The following is an 18,334-nucleotide window of genomic DNA, read 5'->3' as shown; positions in this document are numbered from 1 at the left end:
CCCCACGCTCCTCCTCGTCCTCGTTCCGTATCCCTATCGGCCGGTCACAGCCAGGTGCTGAACCGCCGGATGTACCAGGTCTTCACCACCTGGGTGAGCGCGCAGTAGGTGAGCAGGACCCCGATCAGCCACGGGAAGTAGCTCATCGGCAGCGGCTCCATCGACAGCGCCGACGCCAGCGGCGAGAACGGCAGGACGATGCCGAACGCCATCACCAGGCCGGTCATGACCAGCACCGGCAGCGAGGCCCGGGACTGGATGAAGGGGATCTTGCGGGTGCGGATCATGTGGACGACGAGGGTCTGGGAGAGCAGGCCCTCGACGAACCAGCCGGACTGGAAGAGCGTCTGGTGCGCCTCGCTGTTCGCGCCGAAGACGTTCCACATCACCAGGAACATGGTGATGTCGAAGATCGAGCTGATCGGGCCGATGCACAGCATGAACCGGGCGATGCCCTTGGCGTCCCAGGTGCGCGGCTTGCGCAGGTACTCGGGGTCCATCCGGTCCCACGGAGTGGCCAGCTGCGAGATGTCGTACGCGAGGTTCTGCACCAGCAGGTGGATCGCGAGCATCGGCTGGAAGGGGATGAACGCGCTGGCCACCAGCACCGAGAAGACGTTGCCGAAGTTCGAGCTGGCCGTCATCTTGATGTACTTGATGGTGTTGCCGAAGGTCGTCCGGCCCTGCTCCACGCCCTGCTCCAGGACCATCAGGTCCTTCTCCAGCAGGATGATGTCCGCGGACTCCTTGGCGATGTCGACCGCGGTGTCCACGGAGATGCCGACGTCGGCGTCGCGCAGCGCGGCGGCGTCGTTGATGCCGTCGCCGAGGAAGCCGACGGTGTGCCCCTCGGCCTGGAGCGCCCGTACGATCCGGGCCTTCTGCACCGGGTTGGTCTTGGCGAAGAGCGTGGTCGTGCGCACCAGGGCGCGCAGCTCGGCGTCGTCGAGGCGGTCGATCCGGGCGCCGGTGACGACCTCGCCCACGTCGATGCCGACGTCGGCGCAGACCCGGGCCGCGACCAGCTCGTTGTCGCCGGTGACGACCTTGACGGCGACTCCCTTGTCGGCGAGGGCCATCAGGGCCCGCGCCGCGTCGGCCTTCGGCGGGTCGAGGAAGGCGAGGAAGCCGATCAGGGTCAGCTCCGCCTCGTCGGCGACGGAGTAGGCGGTGCGCTCCGCGGGGAGCGTACGGGTGGCCACCGCGAGGACGCGCAGGCCCTGCCGGTTGTGGTCCTCCGCCGTGCGGGTGACCTTCCGGCGCAGCTCGGCGGTGAGCGGCACCCGCTGTCCGCGGTCCGTCATGTGGGTGCACAGGGCGAGGACTTCCTCGACCGCGCCCTTGGTGATCAGACAGTGTTCATTAAAAGCGTGCTCGCCGGCCTCGGCTGTGGCGGCGAGGCTGTTGCGGTTCAGGACCACCGACATCCGGCGGCGGGCGAAGTCGAAGGGGATCTCGTCGACCATCGTGAAACGTGCGTCGACGACAACCTCCTCGGCCTCAAGCACGCGGTCGATGACGGCCTGGTCCATGAGGTTGCGCAGCCCGGTCTGGAAGTGGCTGTTGAGGTAGGCGTGTTCGAGGACCTCGGTGTCGTCCCGGCCGTGCACGTCGAGGTAGCGGTCGAGGACGATCCGGTCCTCGGTGAGCGTGCCCGTCTTGTCCGTGCAGAGCACGTCCATCGCGCCGAGGTTCTGGATGGCGTTGAGGCGCTTGACGACGACCTTGCGGCGGGACATGGCGACCGCGCCCCGCGCCAGGTTGGTGGTGACCACCATCGGCAGCATCTCGGGGGTGAGGCCGACCGCGACGGCGAGGGCGAACATGAACGCCTCGTTCCAGTCGCCCTTGGTGAAGCCGTTGATCGCGAAGACGACGGGGACCATGACCAGCATGAAGCGGATCAGCAGGAAGCTGACCTTGCGGACGCCGGTGTCGAAGCTGGTCTGCGGCCGCTCGCCGACCAGGGAGCCGGCCATCGACCCGAAGTAGGTGTCGGAGCCGGTGGCAACGACCACGCCGGTGGCCGTGCCGGAGGTGACGGTGGTGCCCATGAGGCAGAGGTTGTCGGCCTCTACGGGGTCGGTCGTGACGCTCTGCCCGTAGTCGTGGGTACGGGTGTCCGCCTTGGCGACCGGCAGCGACTCCCCGGACAGCGCGGCCTGGGCGACCATGAGGTCCTTGGCGGTGAGCAGCCGCAGATCGGCCGGTACGAGGTCACCGGCGGCCAGGCGCACGATGTCGCCGGGGACGACCTGGTCCATGGGGAGCTCGACCGTGGCCGGCCGGTCGCCCCGGCCGTCCCGGCGCTGCACGGCGGTGGTCGTGGTGACCAAGGCCCTCAGCGCGGCGGCCGAACGTCCCGAGCGGTACTCCTGCCAGAACCGCAGCGCACCGCTGATCAGCACCATGGCGCCGAGGATGGCGATGCCCGGGTCGAAGGGCTCGTCCTCGGCGGCCTGGGTCCACTGCCAGAGCATGACGATGTCCAGCAGGACGAGAATGGCGATGAAGGGGTTGACGTAGGCCTTGGCGAGCTGTGTGTACCAGCGGGGCGCGCGCTCGTGGGCGACGACGTTGGCGCCGTGCTGCTCCAGGCGGTGGGCCGCCTCGTCGTGCCGCAGCCCCTGCGGGGTGGCGCGTACGTCCTGGAGGACCTGGCTGCCGGGCAGGGAGCTGTAGCGGGCGAGCCGGTCACCGGCCGCGCGGGTGCGGGCCTCGAGCTCCGCGGCCTTGCGGTCCCGGCGGCCGCGGCCCGGCGGTGCGAGCTTCTGGGGGGTGAGCGTGGTGTTGGTCATGGCGGAAACCTCTCTCCGGGCACGACGGCGCGACGGCATCGCGGCATGGCGGCATCACGACATGGCGCGGCCGCGCCGGGGCACGGGAAATGGGGAATTCGACAGCCAGGAAGGCCGGAAACACCGAAAGGGGAAAGGGCCCGCGACAGCGGCGCGGCCGGCACGCCGGAAAAAGGCGCGAACCGCAGGTCGGCTCAGGGAAATACGAGCGGAACGCCTGCGCTCAACAGGAAAGAAGCGGAGCGCCTACGCTCAGCGAGGAGAAGCCGACCGACTGTAGCGAGGACTTCCCTCGGGACTCCGACTGGTCATCCCGATCACCTCCTCGCTCGCATACGGACAGCACAGGCGCCGCGCGGCAGAAAACGCGTCAATGCGGCCGGAGCGGCACCTTCAGCGTCTAGCTTGCCATAGGACGTCAAGTGGTTCCGCCCCGGGCGGGTGAATACGAAGGTCGGACGATGCGGAAAGACCCCGGAACCGGAAAGCGGCCGCCGGGCGGCCGGCGGCGCTCGGCACGCTGGTGCGCGGGGTTGCTGCTGGCCCCCGTGAGCGCGGTGCTGGTGTGCCGGGCCTGCGGCACCGACGGCATCACACCGGTGCCCCAACTCCTGGCGTTCCTCCCGTGGTTGCTGGTGCCCGCCGCCGTTGCGCTGCTGCTGGCCGCGGGCGCGCGCTGGGTCGTCGGCTGCGCCTGGGGGCTGCTCACCGTCGCGGCCGTCGGCCTCTTCCTCCGCCCGTACGGCGCCGCACCCCCATCCGCACCGGGCCCGGTGCGGGCCCAACTGCGCATTCTCACCGCGAACTTGGAGTTCGGCGGCGCGACGCAGGAGCTGCTCCGGGCGCTGCGCCGGGAGAAGCCGGACCTGGTGTCGGTGCAGGAGTGCGCGCCGGAGGTGTGCGCGGTCGCCCTCGACGGCGCGGAGGTGCGCGCGGCCTACCCGTACCGCCGGATCGTGGGGGGGGGCGGCCGGGCGGAGGGCTCGGCGATCCTCAGCAGGTTCCCGCTGGAGCCGGACGGCGAGGTGCGCGGCACGCTGGCGATGCCCCGGGCGGTCGTGCGCGTGGCGGGGGTGGCGCTGCGGTTCCAGGTGGCGCACCCGATGCCGCCGGTGCCCGGGCAGGTGGCGCTGTGGCGTACGGAGCTGGGGCGGCTGCGGGCCGTGACCGCCGGGCGGGACGCGGCGGAGACCGTCATCGCGGGCGACTTCAACGCGACGCAGGACCACGCGGCGTTCCGCGCCCTGCTGGACACCGGGGTGCGGGACAGCGCCGCGCTGGTGGGCCGGGCGCGGACGCCGACGTGGCCCGCGCTGACCGCGCCGCCGCTGGGCGCGCAGATCGACCATGTGCTGGTCGGTGCGGCGGTCGAGCCGCGCGCGGCGCGTTTCCTCGACCTGGCGGGCACCGACCACCGGGCGCTGGTGGTCGATGCCGTCCTGCATGACTGACGCTACGTCAGCCGGTGTTGACCAGAGGGTTCCAGGTGCCGAGGGTGTCGGCGGCGGTGCCGTCGTAGAGCGAGGTCTCGCCGTCGGCCCAGCGGACGAGGAGGCCGTCGGCCCGGCCCGCGCCGCCGAAGTCGCCCGCGGTCATCGCGGGTGACGCCCAGGAGGGGTTGGGGGCCTGGAGCCGGGTGCCGGTAAGTCCGCTCCCGGAGAGGGCGAAGCTGCCCAGCGAGCCGTCGGCCCAGCGCACGACGACCTGCGAGCGGTCCCGGCCCGCGGGGAAGGTGGCGGCCAGGGCCGTGGAGTTGCGCCAGAAGGAGCCGGAGTCCGCGAGGCGGCGCTCGGTGCCGGTGCCGGCGGGGCTCACGTCGCTGTGCAGCGTGACCTTGCCGTCGGCCCAGCGCACGATCATGTCGTTCGCCCTGTCGGTGGAGTTGAAGCGGCCCACCGTGATCTGCGCGGCGTCCTTCCACGCGGAGCCGCCGGCCGCGAGGGTGTACTCCTTCTTGTTGTCGAACCCGGCCGGGTCGACGTCCTCGTAGTAGCTGACCTTGCCGGTGTCCCAGCGGACCAGGACGTCGGGCCGGCCGGTGCCGCTGAAGTCGCCGCTGGTCACGGCCTGGGCGCGCTGCCAGTAGCTCTTCGGCTTCGCCAGCTGCTTCTCCGCGCCGAAGCCGCCCTTGCCGTCGCCGGGGTAGAGGGTGACCTCGCCGTCGCTCCAGACCGTCAGCAGGTCGTCGCGGCCGTCGCCGTCGTAGTCGCCCGGGGCGAGGAACTTCGCGTGGCTCCAGGTCGACGCCGCGCCGGGCAGCCGGGCCGTGTCGGCGGGCGACTGGTAAGGGGCGCGCACGGGCGTGCGGTCGGCGATCGCGTCCTGGTAGAGGTCCTGGATCTCGTGGTCGTAGACCGGCGAGTAGCTGATCCAGTCGTCGCCGGTGGCGTTGCCGCCGCCGTTCCAGCCGCCGAGGTTGCCGATGACGTCGCCGGTGCGGCTCTTGGCGTCGTAGTTGGTGATCCAGGGGCTGCCGGAGGTGCCGCCGTAGAAGCCGCCGCACTTCATCTGGAGCTGGCGGTAGCCGGCGAGCCGCGAGGTCGGCACGGTGCAGCTGACGGCCTTCTGGTCCGGGTTGTGCGAGCCGGGGTAGCCGGTGACCGTGACGGTGCTGGTCCAGCGCGGCGTGGGGGTCAGCCGGAGGGCGCCGGTGCGGTCCTCCACGGCGGCGCCCTGGGTGTTGGGCAGGACCCGGGCGAAGCCGAAGTCCAGGCTGGAGTCCGGGCCCTTGCTGTTCTTGGTGTAGCGCGGGTCGGTGAAGACCCGGTCCACGGGGAAGACGCCGTACGGCTGATGGGTCGCGTCCAGGCCCTTGCGGTACTGCGGTACGAAGATGCGCTGGCCGCCGCCCGCCAGGGACTTGGCGCAGTGCCCGGCGGTGAGCACGAGGTTGCGGCCCGCGCTGTGCACCACACTGGCGGTGCAGTAGGTGGGCCCGTCGGGGCCGGTGCTGCTGAAGAACGTGCCGACCATGGGTATGCCGTCGCCGTACGCGCCCTGGGGCGTGCCGGTGGGGGCGGCGCCGACGAGGGCGCGGGCCCGGGCGGCGGAGGCGGGCGCGGCGGCGCGGCCCGCGTCGGCCGGCTTGGCGGCGGCCATGCGCTCGGCCGTCCAGTACTTCTCCGCGGCGCGGCCGCCGGGCGTGGCCGGGGTGGTAGCGACGGCCGCGGTGGCGGTGGCGGTCGTGCCGCACGCGGCCATGCAGAGGGCGACGGCGACGGTGCGGGACCATCTGAAGGGTGACAAGGTAACTCTCTGGGGTGGGAGAACAGACAGTGCGGGGCATCGTGCCACAGGTCGTGGACACGGCCGACGCCGGTCTCCGGAACCCCATCCTCCGAGGTCAGGCCGCCCGCGCGTCCCGGTGGATGGGGGTGTGCGCCCCGGTGAGGGGAACCCCCGTGCCGCCGCGCCGGGTGGCGACGATCTCGGCCGCGATGGACAGCGCGGTCTCCTCCGGCGTACGGGCCCCGAGGTCCAGGCCGATGGGCGAGCGCAGCCGGTCCAGCTCCGCTTCGCCCACCCCCGCCTCCCGCAGCCGCCCGAGCCGGTCCTCGTGGGTGCGGCGGGACCCCATCGCGCCGACGTAGGCGACCGGCAGCCGCAACGCCCGCTCCAGCAGCGGGATGTCGAACTTCGCGTCGTGGGTGAGGACGCACAGCACCGTACGGCCGTCGAGCTCCTGGGAGTCGAGGTAGCGGTGCGGCCAGTCCACCACGACCTCGTCCGCCGCGGGGAAGCGGCCGGGGGTGGCGAAGACGGGGCGGGCGTCGCAGACGGTGACGTGGTAGCCGAGGAATTTGCCGGCGCCGGCGAGGGCGGCGGCGAAGTCCACGGCCCCGAAGACGATCATCCGGGGCGGCGGCAGGCTGGACTCGACGAGCAGCACGACCTGTTCACCGCAGCGCGAACCGCTCTCCCCCGCCCCGTCGTCGCCGTACGCCACCCGCACCGTGCCCGTGTGCCCGAGGTCCAGCAGCGCCGCCGTCTCCCGCGCGGCGGCGGCGTCGAGCGCCTCGGTGCCGCCGAGGGTACCGGCGGCGGTGCCGTCGGGCCCGACGAGCAGGGGGCGGCCCAGGAGTCCGGCCGGGCCGTGCACGACGCGGGCGAGGGCCGCGGTCCCGCCGCGCGCGGCGGTCGCCAGCGCGGCCGCGTGCACGCCCCGGTCCGGGGCGTCGGCACGGACCGGGGTGACGAGGATGTCGATCACGCCGCCGCAGGTCAGGCCGACGGCGAAGGCGTCCTCGTCGGAGTAGCCGAAGCGCTCGCGCACGCTCTCACCGTCCGCGAGGGCCGCCAGGCACAGGTCGTAGACGGCGCCCTCCACGCACCCGCCGGACACGGAGCCTATGACGGTGCCGTCCGCGTCGACGGCCAGCGCGGCGCCGACCGGCCGGGGGGCGCTGCCGCGCACGGCGACGACGGTGGCGACGGCGAAGTCACGGCCTTCTTCGCACCAACGGTGCAGTTCCTCTGCGAGGTCGAGCATGGGTCTGTCTCCTCGGGGTGTGCGATTCCAGTGTGCGGCGGGTGGGTGACGGCGGGCGTCTCTTTCCGGCTGCGGGCCGGTCCGCCGCCTGCGGCGGGCTCGTTCCTCAGCCCCGCCCCTTCCCACAGCGTCTGATGCGCGTGAGGGGGCTCCGCCCCCAGACCCCCGGGGTACGCAAAATTCAGCCCGTCCGGCGATTGAGGACGCGGCCGCAGGCCGCCCCCGCCGCAGGCGGCGAACCGGCCCGCAGCCGGGGGCCCGGGGCACGAGCCCCGGTTCGGGAAGGGGCGGGGTGGGGAACAAGCCCGCCGCAGGCGAAGATCCGTCGTCGCCCGTCCGGCGTGAGGACTACGCACCCAGCCAGCCCTCGATCGGGTGCAGCGCGAAATACACCCCGAAGACCGCCGTCAGCAGCCACATGAAGACACCCGGTTCGCGCCACTTGCCCTCCGCCGTCCTGATCGCCGTGTACGCGATGATCCCCGCCCCCACGCCCGCGGTGATCGAGTACGTGAACGGCATCAGCACCACGGTCAGGAAGGCCGGGACCGCCACCGCCCGGTCGTTCCAGTCGATGTGCCGGGCGTTGCTCATCATCATCGCGCCGATGACCACGAGCGCCGCGGCGGCCACCTCGCCGGGCACGATCCGGGTGAGCGGGGTGAAGAACAGGCAGGCGGCGAAGAAGAGGCCGGTCACCACCGAGGACAGGCCCGTACGGGCGCCCTCGCCGACCCCGGTCGCCGACTCGATGAAGACGGTCTGGCCCGAGGCGCCCGCGACCCCGCCGATCGCGCCGCCCGCGCCGTCGATGAAGAGGGCCTTGCTCAGGCCCGGCATCCGGCCCCGGGCGTCGGCGAGCCGCGCCTCGGTGCCGACGCCGATGATGGTGGCCATCGCGTCGAAGAAGCCGGCCAGCACCAGGGTGAAGACGATCATCCCCACGCTCATGGCGCCGAGCGAGCCCCAGCCGCCGAACTCGACATGCCCGAAGAGGGAGAAGTCCGGCATGGAGACCGCGCCGCCCTTGAGCTCGGGCGCGCCGTTCTGCCAGGTGCCGGGGCCGAGGTGGCCGACGGCGTTGACGACGACGGCGAGGACCGTGCCGGCGACGATGCCGATGAGGATCGCGCCGGGGACCTCGCGGGCCTGGAGCATCAGGACGATCAGCAGGGTGACGCAGAAGATCAGCACCGGCCAGCCCGCGAGCTCGCCGGCCGGGCCGAGGGTGACGGGTCCGCCGCCCGTGGAGGCGTGCACGAAGCCCGCCTTGACCAGGCCGATCAGGGCGATGAACATCCCGATGCCCATGGTGATGGCGTGCTTGAGGGCGAGCGGTATCGCGTTCATGATCAGTTCCCGCAGGCCGGTGACGGCCAGCAGCACGATCACCGCGCCGTAGAGCACGCACATGCCCATGGCCTGCGGCCAGGTCATGTGGGGCGCCACCTGGGTGGCGAGCACGCCGGAGACGCCAAGCCCGGCGGCGAGGGCGAGCGGCACCTTGCCGACGAGGCCCATGAGCAGGGTGCAGACCGCGGCCGCGAGCGCGGTGGCGGTGATCAGCCCGGCGTGGCCGAGCGTGTGCCGCGCGGAGTCCGGCCCGGAGAGGATCAGCGGGTTGAGGAGCAGGATGTAGCACATCGCCATGAAGGTGGTGATGCCGCCGCGCACCTCGCGGCCGACGGTGGAGCCTCGCTCGCTGATGTGGAAGTACCGGTCGAGCCGGGAGCACCCGGCGGGTGGACACGGGCCCGCGCCCGTGCCCTCCGCCGTGGCCCCGGTCTCCACGGATGAGTGGGTCATGATGCCTTCCCAAGGTTCAGAGGGGCACCCGTGGCGGCCGGTGGGGCCGCCCACGGGATTTGGGATGTGGATCGGCTGCACGACCCGGGGGACGGCCCGAGACGAAGGGATTGCACCACACACCACCGGCCGGGGGGCGTGCGGGTGGTGTGATGTGACGTGTTGTCAGGTGCCGGTGAGGTGCTCCGGCCGCACCGGCACCCGCTTCAACGGCAGGCCGGTGGCGGCCCGGATCGCGGCGACGACGGCCGGGGTGGAGGACAGGGTGGGCGCCTCGCCGACGCCGCGCAGCCCGTACGGGGCGTGGTCGTCGGCGAGTTCGAGCATGTCGACCGGTATGGCGGGGGTGTCCAGGATGGTGGGGATGAGGTAGTCGGTGAAGGAGGGGTTGCGCACCCTGCCGTCCGCCGCGACGACGATCTCCTCCATGACGGCAAGACCGAGGCCCTGGGTGGTACCGCCCTGGATCTGGCCCACCACCGAGAGCGGGTTGAGGGCCTTGCCGACGTCCTGGGCACAGGCGAGCTCGACGACCTTGACCAGGCCGAGCTCGGTGTCGACCTCGACGACGGCGCGGTGGGCGGCGAAGGAGTACTGCACATGGCCGTTGCCCTGTCCGGTCCTCGGATCGAAGGCCTCGGTGGGGCGGTGGCGCCACTCCAGCTCGACGTCGACGGCCTCGCCCTCCAGCACGTCGGCCAGGTCGGCGAGCACCTCGCCCGCGTCGGTGACGACCTTGCCGCCCTCCAGGAGGAGTTCGGCGTGGTTCCAGGCCGGGTGGTACGCGGCGAACCGGGCGCGGCCGAGCTCCAGGACCTTCTCCCGTACGGCCTCGCAGGCGTGCCGGACGGCGCCGCCGGTGACGTAGGTCTGGCGGGAGGCGGAGGTGGAGCCCGCCGAGCCCACGCGGGTGTCGGCGGGCCGGATGGTGACCTGGGCGACGCCGAGCTCGGTGCGGGCGATCTGGGCGTGGACGGTGACCCCGCCCTGGCCGACCTCCGCCATGGCCGTGTGCACCGTGGCCACGGGCTGTCCGCCGACGGTCTCCAGCCGCACCCGGGCGGTGGAGTAGTCGTCGAAGCCCTCGGAGAAGCCGACGTTCTTTATGCCGACCGCGTAGCCGACGCCCCGCACGACGCCCTCGCCGTGGGTGGTGTTCGACAGGCCGCCGGGCAGGGCCCGGACGTCGGGCGGGCCGCCCGCGCTCTCCCACTCCCGCTCGGGCGGCAGGGGCAGCGCCTTGACCCGGCGCAGGAGTTCGGCGACCGGTGCCGGGGAGTCCACGATCTGTCCGGTGGGCATGACGGCTCCCTGCGCCATGGCGTTGCGCTGCCGCAGCTCGACGGGGTCCATCTCCAGCGCGGCGGCCAGCTTGTCCATCTGCGCCTCGTAGGCGAAGCACGCCTGGACCGCGCCGAAGCCGCGCATCGCCCCACAGGGCGGGTTGTTGGTGTAGAGGGCGAGGGCCTCGCTGTCGACGTTGTCGACGACGTACGGGCCGACGGCGAGCGAGGCCGCGTTGCCGACGACCGCCGGGGAGGACGAGGCGTACGCGCCGCCGTCGAGGACGATGCGGCAACTCACGTACAGCAGCGTGCCGTCGCGGGTCGCGCCGTGCTCGTAGTGCAGCTTGGCGGGGTGGCGGTGGACGTGGCCGAAGAACGACTCGAAGCGGTTGTAGACCATCTTGACGGGCCGTCCGGTGCGCAGCGCGAGCAGGCAGGCGTGGGCCTGCATGGAGAGGTCCTCGCGGCCGCCGAAGGCCCCGCCGACGCCGGAGAGCGTCATGCGGACCTTGTCCTCGGGCAGGCCGAGCACCGGGGCGATCTGGCGGAGGTCGGCGTGCAGCCACTGGGTGGCGATGTAGAGGTCGACGCCGCCGTCCTCGGCGGGCACGGCGAGGCCGGACTCGGGGCCGAGGAACGCCTGGTCCTGCATGCCCACTTCGTAGTCGCCGGTGACGACCACCTCGGCGCGGGCGCGAGCCGCGACGACGTCGCCGCGGCGCACGGGCTGGCGGTGGACGATGTTGGGGTGGGGGACGTGACCGGCGTGGTGGTCGTCGCGGCCGGGGTGCAGCAGGGGCGCGCCGGGCGCGGTGGCCGACTCCTCGTCGGTGACGGTGGGCAGTTGCTCGTACGCCACCTTGATCTTCGCGGCGGCGCGGCGGGCGGTCTCGGGGTGGTCGGCGGCGACGAGCGCGACGGGCTCGCCGTGGTAGCGGACCACGCCGTCGGCGAGGACGGGGGTGTCCTTGATCTCCAGGCCGTAGCGGGTCTCGGCGGGGAGGTCGTCGTGGGTCAGGACGGCGTACACACCCGGGGTGGCGTACGCCTCGGAGAGGTCGACGGACAGGATCCGGGCGTGGGTGTGCGGGCTGCGGAGCGTGAAGCCCCAGAGCATGTCCTCGTGCCACAGGTCGGAGGCGTAGGCGAAATCGCCGGTGACCTTCAGGGTGCCGTCGGGCCGCTGGGTGGACTCGCCTATGCCGCCGCGGGTCCGGCTGCCCTGGGTGAGCGCGGTGGGGGTGCGTACGGTGCCCGCGCCTCGCCCGGCGTGGGAGGCACCGGCTCGTGACGCGAGGGCTTGCGGTGCGACGGCTTGCGACTCGATGGTGAGGGCGTCGTTCGCCCGCGGCGCCGTGCGGCGACACGGCGCGTCGCGGTCCTGCTCCCGGGCGGCGGCCGGGGGCCGGGAGCCGTGCGGCTCGGTGGTGCCGGGCAGGAAGCCGCTCCGTGCGGGGGCCGGAGACATCACGTCAGCTCCCCTCTCCGGCGCGGGCGGCCGCCAGGCGCACCGCGTCGAGGATCTTCTCGTAGCCGGTGCAGCGGCAGAGGTTGCCCGAGAGCGCCTCGCGGATGTCGGCGTCGGTGGGGTCGGCGTTGCGCTCCAGGAGCTCGTCGGCGGCGACGAGCAGGCCGGGGGTGCAGAAGCCGCACTGCACGGCGCCCGCGTCGATGAACGCCTGCTGCACCGGGGAGAGTTGGAAACCTGACGCGTCGTCGTGCGGGCGCGGCTGCCAGCGCCGGGCCTCGTCCAGGCCCGCGCCTCCGGCGGGGCGCGACGGGGAGTCGGCCGGGCCCGTACCCGCGGGGCGGGGCGCGGCGTCGCCGAGCAGGCCCTCGCCCTCGGTCCGGCCCACAGGGCGCTCCGCCCGCCGCCGCGCGTAGTCCGCGAGCCCTTCCACGGTGTCGACCTCGCGGCCCTCCACCTGGCCCGCGGCCACCAGGCAGGCGCAGACCGGGACCCCGTCGAGGCGGACCGTGCAGGAGCCGCACTCGCCCTGCTCGCAGGCGTTCTTCGAGCCGGGCAGGCCCAGCCGCTCGCGCAGGACGTACAGGAGGCTCTCGCCCTCCCAGACGTCGTCGGCCTGCTGAGGCCGCCCGTTGACCTTGAAGTTCACGCGCATCGGGTGTTCCTCTCCCTGCCACGGTACGCGTCCCAGGTCCAGCCGAGCGTCCGGCGGGCCATGACGCCCACCGCGTGCCGGCGGTACCGGGCGCTGCCCCGCACGTCGTCGATCGGGTTGCAGGCACCGGCGGCCAGCTCGGCGAACTGCCGGGCCAGCGACGGTGCCAGGTCCGCGCCCGACTCCCAGAAGCCGCCCTCCTCCAGCGCGGCCGCCAGGAAGTCCTCGGCCGCCCGGGCCCGCACCGGCGTGGGCGCGGCCGAGCCGATGCCGGTGCGCACGGTGCGGGTCTGCGGGTGCAGGGCGAGGCCGAAGGCGCAGACCGCGATCACCATGGCGTTGCGGGTGCCGACCTTGGAGAACTGCTGCGGCCCGTCGGCCTTCCTGATGCGTACGGCCCGGATGAGCTCGTCCGGCGCCAGGGCGTTGCGCTTCACGCCGGTGTAGAACTCCTCCACCGGGATCAGCCGGGTGCCGCGCACCGACTCCGCCTCCACGTCGGCGCCCGCCGCGAGCAGCGCCGGGTGGGCGTCCCCGGCCGGGGACGCCGCGCCGAGGTTGCCGCCCACGCTGCCGCGGTTGCGGATCTGCGGGGAGCCGACGGTGTGCGAGGCGAGCGCGAGGCCGGGCAGCGGGTCCCGGAGCTCCGCCATGATCCGGGTGTACGGCACGGACGCGCCGAGGCGGACGTCCCGGTCGCCGATCTCCCATTCGTACAAATCGCCGATGCGGTTCAGGTCGAGCAGATACTCCGGCCGGCGGTGGTCGAAGTTGATCTCGACCATCACGTCCGTGCCGCCCGCGATGGGCACAGCCGTGGGGTGCTCGGCCTTCGCGGCGAGCGCCTCCTCCCAGCTGCCGGGGCGCAGGAAGTCCATGGATCTTCTCTTCTCGATCGGGTCCCGCGGGGTGGTGCGAGGGGGTGTCCGTCCGGGCGGTTCATGTCCTGTTCACGCGGCGTGGAGCCAGTACAAGGCCGGGCGGGCACCCGGGTGCAGTCACCGAAACCATGAAGCGGTTCGCTGGCCGAGGGCCCCGTCTTGTAGATTCGAACGAAAGACGGGGTTCAGAAACCTCACTGCATTCCACTGGTTACAACAAGACAGATCGGCGGCGACCACGATGCGGCTGCGCGCACTCCTGGAGACCGAAACCCTGGGCCTTCGGCTGCTCGGCGGCGAGGACGAGCTGGACCGCTCCGTGCGCGGCGTGATGACCACCGACCTGCGCGACCCGAGCCGGTATCTCTCGGGCGGCGAGCTGGTGCTCACGGGCCTCGCGTGGCGGCGGGAGCCGGAGGACTCCGAGCGGTTCGTCCGGATCCTCTCGGCGGCCGGGGTGGCCGGGCTCGCGGCGGGCGAGGCCGAGATGCGGTCGATCCCCGACGACCTGGTGCAGGCGTGCGCGCGGCACCGGCTGCCGCTGTTCTCGGTGGTCGAGGACGTGTCGTTCGCGTCCATCACCGAGCACGTGGTGCGGCAGGTCTCCAGCGAGCGGGCCGGTGACCTGGCGGCGGTCGTGGAGCGGCACCGGCGGCTGATGACCTCCGGCCCGGCTGGCGGCGGCCCCGAGGTCGTCCTCGACCTCCTGGGCTCCGACCTGGACCTGCGGGCCTGGGTCCTCTCCCCCACCGGCCGCCCCATCGCCGGGTCCTCGCTGGCCGGGGCCGGGCCCGAGCTGCCCGCCGCCGTCTGCGCCGCGCTCGCGGGCGAGCACCTGGCCGCCTCGCGCACCGGCCGCCGCGGCCCGCACCGGGTCAGCGCCGGGGGCAACACGTACTCCCTCTTCCCCATCAGCGGTGTCGGGCGCGGCGCCGCCCGCGACGTCCGGGAGAGCGTCCTGTCGGACTGGCTGCTGGCCGTCGAGGCGGACGCCGGCGACTGGCCCGCCGAGCGCCTCGACCTGCTCGACGGTGTCACCCAGCTGATCGCGGTGGAGCGCGACCGGCGGGACGCCGCCCGCACGGTGCGCCGCCGGCTCGCCCAGGAGGTCCTGGAACTGGTCCAGACCGGGGCGGCCCCGGCCGAGATCGCCGCCCGGCTGCGGGTGGCGGCACCCGTGCTGCTGCCGGGCCTCGGCACGGCCCCGCACTGGCAGGTCGTCGTGGCCCGGGTCGAGTGGGACGGCGGCGACATCCCCGGCGGCCCGGTGGCCCAGGCCCTGCTGGAGGAGGTCCTGGTCGACCCGGAGGCATCCGGCACCGAACCGTCCGACCGGATCGCGGTCGCCCACCTCGGCGACGAGGCGGTGGCGCTGGTGCCGCTGCCCGCGCTGCCCACCCGGCCGGAGGGCCTGGAGCCCGAGGACGCCGCTCCGGCCGCCGCCCCCGGGCTGCACGCGGACACCCTCCTCGCGGCCGTCCGCGAGCCCCTCGCCCGGGGGCTCGACGACGACGGCCGCCTCACGCTCGGCGTGAGCGCCGCCGTCCACTCGGCGGAGGGCCTGCGCGGCGCGCTGGAGGAGGCCCGGCACGCCCGCCGCGTCGCCGCCGCCCGGCCGGGCCGGGTCTGCGCCGCGGGCCACCAGGAGCTGGCCTCGCACGTACTGCTGCTCCCCTTCGTGCCCGACGACGTGCGCCGCGCCTTCACCGCCCGCCTCCTGGACCCTCTGCGCGACTACGACAACCGCCACCGCGCCGAGCTGATCCCGACCCTGGAGGCGTTCCTCGACTGCGACGGCTCCTGGACCCGCTGCGCCACGCGCCTGCACCTGCATGTGAACACCCTGCGCTACCGGGTGGGCAGGATCGAGCAACTGACGGGCCGCGACCTGTCGCGCCTGGAGGACAAGCTGGACTTCTTCCTGGCCCTGCGCATGAGCTGACCGCGGGTAGCCTGGGCCCCATGGGGGTAGTGATCAAGGACGGCCGCACCCGGATCTGGGTCGAGCGGCACGAAGTACGGGTGCGGCGGGGCCGCGTGACCACGGTGATGCCGGGCGCCCAGGTGCGGTCGGCGAGCGTCTCCGGATCGGAGCTGACGCTACATCTGGTCGAGCAGCCACTGGAGCTGACGATCCATCACCGCAATCCGGCGGCTCTGGCCGCGCTCCGCGCGGAGATCGACGGGGCCCGCCGCGCGGACCGCACCGGCTCGCCCGTACGGCAGGAGACGGCCGAGCCCTGGCCGGTGTCGTACGCGCGCGCCGGGTGGGCGTGGCTGGACCGGGTGACGCGGGGCAACGCGATCGTGCCGGCCGCGGTGGCGTACGTCCTGGTGAGCGTGCCGCTCACCCTCCTCCTGGCGGACAGCCCGAAGGAGCTCCTCGCCTGGCCGCTCGGCACGCTCGGCGTCGCCCTGCTGTACTGGTGGGCCGCCGTCGCCAACCTGCGCACCCGCTGGCTCGTGCGGCGTCGCGGGGTGACCGTGCGCCCCGGCCCACCGCAGGTCCGGACCGATGCCGAGGGCAGCAAGCAGTACACGTACCGCTTCCGCGCCCTCGACGGGATGGACTACCGACACGTCTCGGGCCACGCCTCACACAACGGCGAGATCCGCTACGACCCCGCGGACCCGTCACGGGTCGTCGTCCCGACCCGCGTCATGTGGCTCGCCGGCGACGTACTCCTCTTCTGGATGGCAGGCGCGCCGGGGCTGGCACTGACGGGCAATTATGGGTTGTGGCTGGTGGGGGCGGATCCTTTTGTGATCGCTTGAAGGGTGCGACCCGCAGGGCGCTCCCGCCACAGGCGTCACGCGTCACGCCCCCGTCAGATGCCTCATGTACTCCGCCCGATTCAGCGGGTTCCCGTCCGTACGAGCCCGCACCGGCGGTGAGCCCACGTAGCGGCGGTCCTCGCCCGGCGTCGACCACCACACCGCCTCGCCATGAGCCAGCGCGGGCAGGCGCCGTTCCAGCTCCGCGGTCCGGCCCGCCGGGATCAGCCCCTTGAGAACACAAGCCGCGCCCCCCACCTCCGTGTCGCAGAGCTGAGCACCCACCGAAGCGAGCGCACCGCTCACCCCGCTCAACGCCCCCAAGGGAACCTCCAGTTCAAACGAATGGCACGGCTCGTACACCCCCGTCCCCGCCTCCGCCAGCGCCCGCATCAGCACCAGCGGAGTCACCTGGCGGAAGTCCGCCGCCGTGCTCACCGGTCCCACGAACCCCGACCGGGTCAGGGTGACGACGCAGTCGGTGACCGGCCAGCCGTACAGGCCCTGGGCGAGCGTGCGGTGGACGGTCTCCTCGATCGCGCGGTCGAAGGCGAGCGGCAGGGCGCCGAGTTCGGTGTCGCGGCGGAAGACCGTGCCCGACCCCGGGGGGCCGGGTTCGACGCGCAGGCCGACCGTCGCCCAGAAGTCGTGGCCGCCGTGCCGCTCGATCTGCTCGTACGCCTCGCCACTGCCGGCCGGCCGCTCCCGGTGGACCGTGCTGCTCGGCTCGAAGAGCGCGTCGACGCCGAACTCCTCGCCGAGCGTCGCCGCGATGATCTCCTTCTGCACCTCGCCGTAGAGGAGGACGGACGTACCGCCCCCGGCGGGCAGGGCGCGGGTGCCGATGAGCGGGTCCTGGTCGGCGAGGGCGGTGAGCGCGGAGTGCAGCCGGGCCGCGTCGGCGGGGCGCACGGGCCGTACGACCGTCTCCAGGCCGGGCGGCGCGAAGTGGGGTTCGGACCGCGCGCCGCCCTCCGCCGTCCCCAGCCGGTCGCCCACCCTGACCCGCGGCAGGCCGCGGACCTTGGCGATGTCGCCCGCGGTGAGACGGCGCCGCTCGCCCGGATCCGCGCCGATCACGTCGAGGCCGGTGATCCTGCCGGAGTGTTCGGTCCGGATGCCGTCCGCCTCGCGCCGGTGCAGCGTAATGTGCTGACGCTCCGTCAATTCTCCTGAGAACAGCCGCAGATACGCGGTCTTCTCACCCGACGCGCCCCGCTCCACGGCGAAGACCGTGCCGGCCGGCCCGGCGCCCTCGGCCGGGCGCTCCGGCAGGTAGGTGACGATGCCGTCGACGAGTGCCGCGACGCCGTCCCCGGACAGCGCCGAGCCGAAGTACACGGGGTGGACCAGGCCGCGCGCCGTGCGGTCGGCGAGCAGGGCCCGCAGTTCCCCGGCGCCGGGCGGCGCGCCGTCGACGAGCCGGGCGAGCAGCGCTTCGTCGGCCTCGGCCAGGGCCTCTGCCACCGTGTCACGGAAGGCCGGGTCGGCGAAGGAGCCCGGGGCCGTGCGGGCGCCGGGCGTGCCGATGCCGCGGACCGCGCCCATCGGTACGACGCCGGGCGTCAGCCGACGGCGGATGTCGGCCAGCGTCCCGGCGTGGCGGGCCCCGGCGCGGTCGGTCTTGTTGACGAAGATCAGCGTCGGCAGCCGCAGCCGTCGCAGGGTCTTCATCAGGACGCGCGTCTGCGCCTGCACGCCCTCGACGGCGGACAGGACGAGCACGGCACCGTCGAGCACGCCGAGGGCCCGCTCCACCTCGGCGATGAAGTCGCCGTGGCCGGGGGTGTCGATGAGGTTGACGCGGCGGTCGCCGACGCGGAAGGGGGCGACGGCGGTGCGGATGGTGATGCCGCGGCGGCGCTCCAGCTCGCCGCTGTCGGTCAGCGTGCTGCCCTCGTCGACGCTGCCGAGCCGGTCGATGGCGCCGGCGTCGAAGAGGAGGCGCTCGGTGAGGCTGGTCTTGCCGGCGTCGACATGGGCGACGATGCCGATGTTGAGGTTGCGGCGGGTGTCACTCCCGGTGTTCCGGGTGCGCCGGGTGCTGCTGGTGGTGTGCATACGCGAAGAAGTCCTCGGGAACGGTCGTCCGGTCAGGGCGCTGGTGGTTTCCGAGGCTTCGGCGCATTCCCGTGTCTCCTGAGGCTCTTGAGGTTCTCCGCGCCCGCAGTGGCGC

11 protein-coding genes are annotated in these 18,334 nt (G+C 73.4%); 3 read left to right on the top strand and 8 right to left on the bottom strand.

Translation table 11 applies throughout. The features are described 5' to 3' along the window. Nucleotides 1-44: 44 nt before the first annotated feature. Nucleotides 45-2,798 carry a magnesium-translocating P-type ATPase gene (gene mgtA / locus DXZ73_RS32245; protein WP_116214498.1) on the bottom strand — a complete coding sequence of 918 codons (2,754 nt, stop codon included), beginning with the start codon at nt 2,796-2,798 and terminating at the stop codon, nt 45-47. Nucleotides 2,799-3,259: 461 nt separating this feature from the next. Between mgtA and DXZ73_RS32240 the strand changes: the two genes are divergently transcribed. Then, the gene (locus tag DXZ73_RS32240; RefSeq protein WP_116214497.1) at nt 3,260-4,249 is read left to right on the top strand and encodes an endonuclease/exonuclease/phosphatase family protein; all 990 of its coding nucleotides are present in this window, start codon (nt 3,260-3,262) and stop codon (nt 4,247-4,249) included. Nucleotides 4,250-4,256: 7 nt separating this feature from the next. On the opposite strand, the gene DXZ73_RS40175 is transcribed toward DXZ73_RS32240, so the two are convergent. The 6 genes from DXZ73_RS40175 to DXZ73_RS32210 form a co-directional block, all read right to left on the bottom strand. Then, entirely contained in the window at nt 4,257-6,044 is a 1,788-nt protein-coding gene (locus tag DXZ73_RS40175; RefSeq protein WP_116214496.1) for a trypsin-like serine peptidase, read from the bottom strand. 97 nt (nt 6,045-6,141) lie between these two features. Next, the gene (locus tag DXZ73_RS32230) at nt 6,142-7,287 is read right to left on the bottom strand and encodes an XdhC family protein (RefSeq protein WP_116214495.1); all 1,146 of its coding nucleotides are present in this window, start codon (nt 7,285-7,287) and stop codon (nt 6,142-6,144) included. A 348-nt stretch (nt 7,288-7,635) separates the two neighbouring features. Then, nucleotides 7,636-9,093, bottom strand: coding sequence for an NCS2 family permease (locus tag DXZ73_RS32225; protein ID WP_116214494.1), 1,458 nt, complete (start codon nt 9,091-9,093; stop codon nt 7,636-7,638). A gap of 165 nt (nt 9,094-9,258) precedes the next feature. After that, complete coding sequence (gene pucD / locus DXZ73_RS32220) at nt 9,259-11,847, bottom strand: xanthine dehydrogenase subunit D (RefSeq protein WP_240351588.1); 2,589 nt, start codon at nt 11,845-11,847, stop codon at nt 9,259-9,261. A gap of 4 nt (nt 11,848-11,851) precedes the next feature. Next, a complete protein-coding gene (locus DXZ73_RS32215) occupies nt 11,852-12,502 on the bottom strand; it encodes a (2Fe-2S)-binding protein (RefSeq protein WP_116214493.1) in 651 nt (216 codons plus the stop codon). After that, on the bottom strand, nt 12,493-13,380 hold the full coding sequence (locus tag DXZ73_RS32210; RefSeq protein WP_116214492.1) for an FAD binding domain-containing protein: 888 nt from the start codon (nt 13,378-13,380) through the stop codon (nt 12,493-12,495). Before DXZ73_RS32210 ends, DXZ73_RS32215 begins: the two co-directional genes overlap by 10 nt. A 244-nt stretch (nt 13,381-13,624) precedes the next feature. On the opposite strand from DXZ73_RS32210, the gene DXZ73_RS32205 reads away from it, so the two are divergent. Both DXZ73_RS32205 and DXZ73_RS32200 read left to right on the top strand, forming a co-directional pair. Continuing rightward, nucleotides 13,625-15,325, top strand: coding sequence for a PucR family transcriptional regulator (locus DXZ73_RS32205; protein ID WP_116214491.1), 1,701 nt, complete (start codon nt 13,625-13,627; stop codon nt 15,323-15,325). A 20-nt stretch (nt 15,326-15,345) separates the two neighbouring features. Next, entirely contained in the window at nt 15,346-16,158 is an 813-nt protein-coding gene (locus tag DXZ73_RS32200) for a hypothetical protein (protein ID WP_162890403.1), read from the top strand. A 42-nt stretch (nt 16,159-16,200) separates the two neighbouring features. Here DXZ73_RS32200 and otr(A) read toward each other — a convergent pair whose 3' ends face one another. Continuing rightward, nucleotides 16,201-18,219: a tetracycline resistance ribosomal protection protein Otr(A) gene (gene otr(A), locus DXZ73_RS32195; protein WP_116214489.1), complete on the bottom strand. Its 2,019-nt coding sequence runs from the start codon at nt 18,217-18,219 to the stop codon at nt 16,201-16,203. Nucleotides 18,220-18,334 lie beyond the last annotated feature (115 nt).

It is taken from the genome of Streptoverticillium olivoreticuli subsp. olivoreticuli (assembly GCF_003391135.1).
Classification (GTDB): Bacteria; Actinomycetota; Actinomycetes; order Streptomycetales; family Streptomycetaceae; genus Streptomyces; species Streptomyces blastmyceticus.
This window is presented reverse-complemented; position numbering and strand designations above follow the sequence as displayed.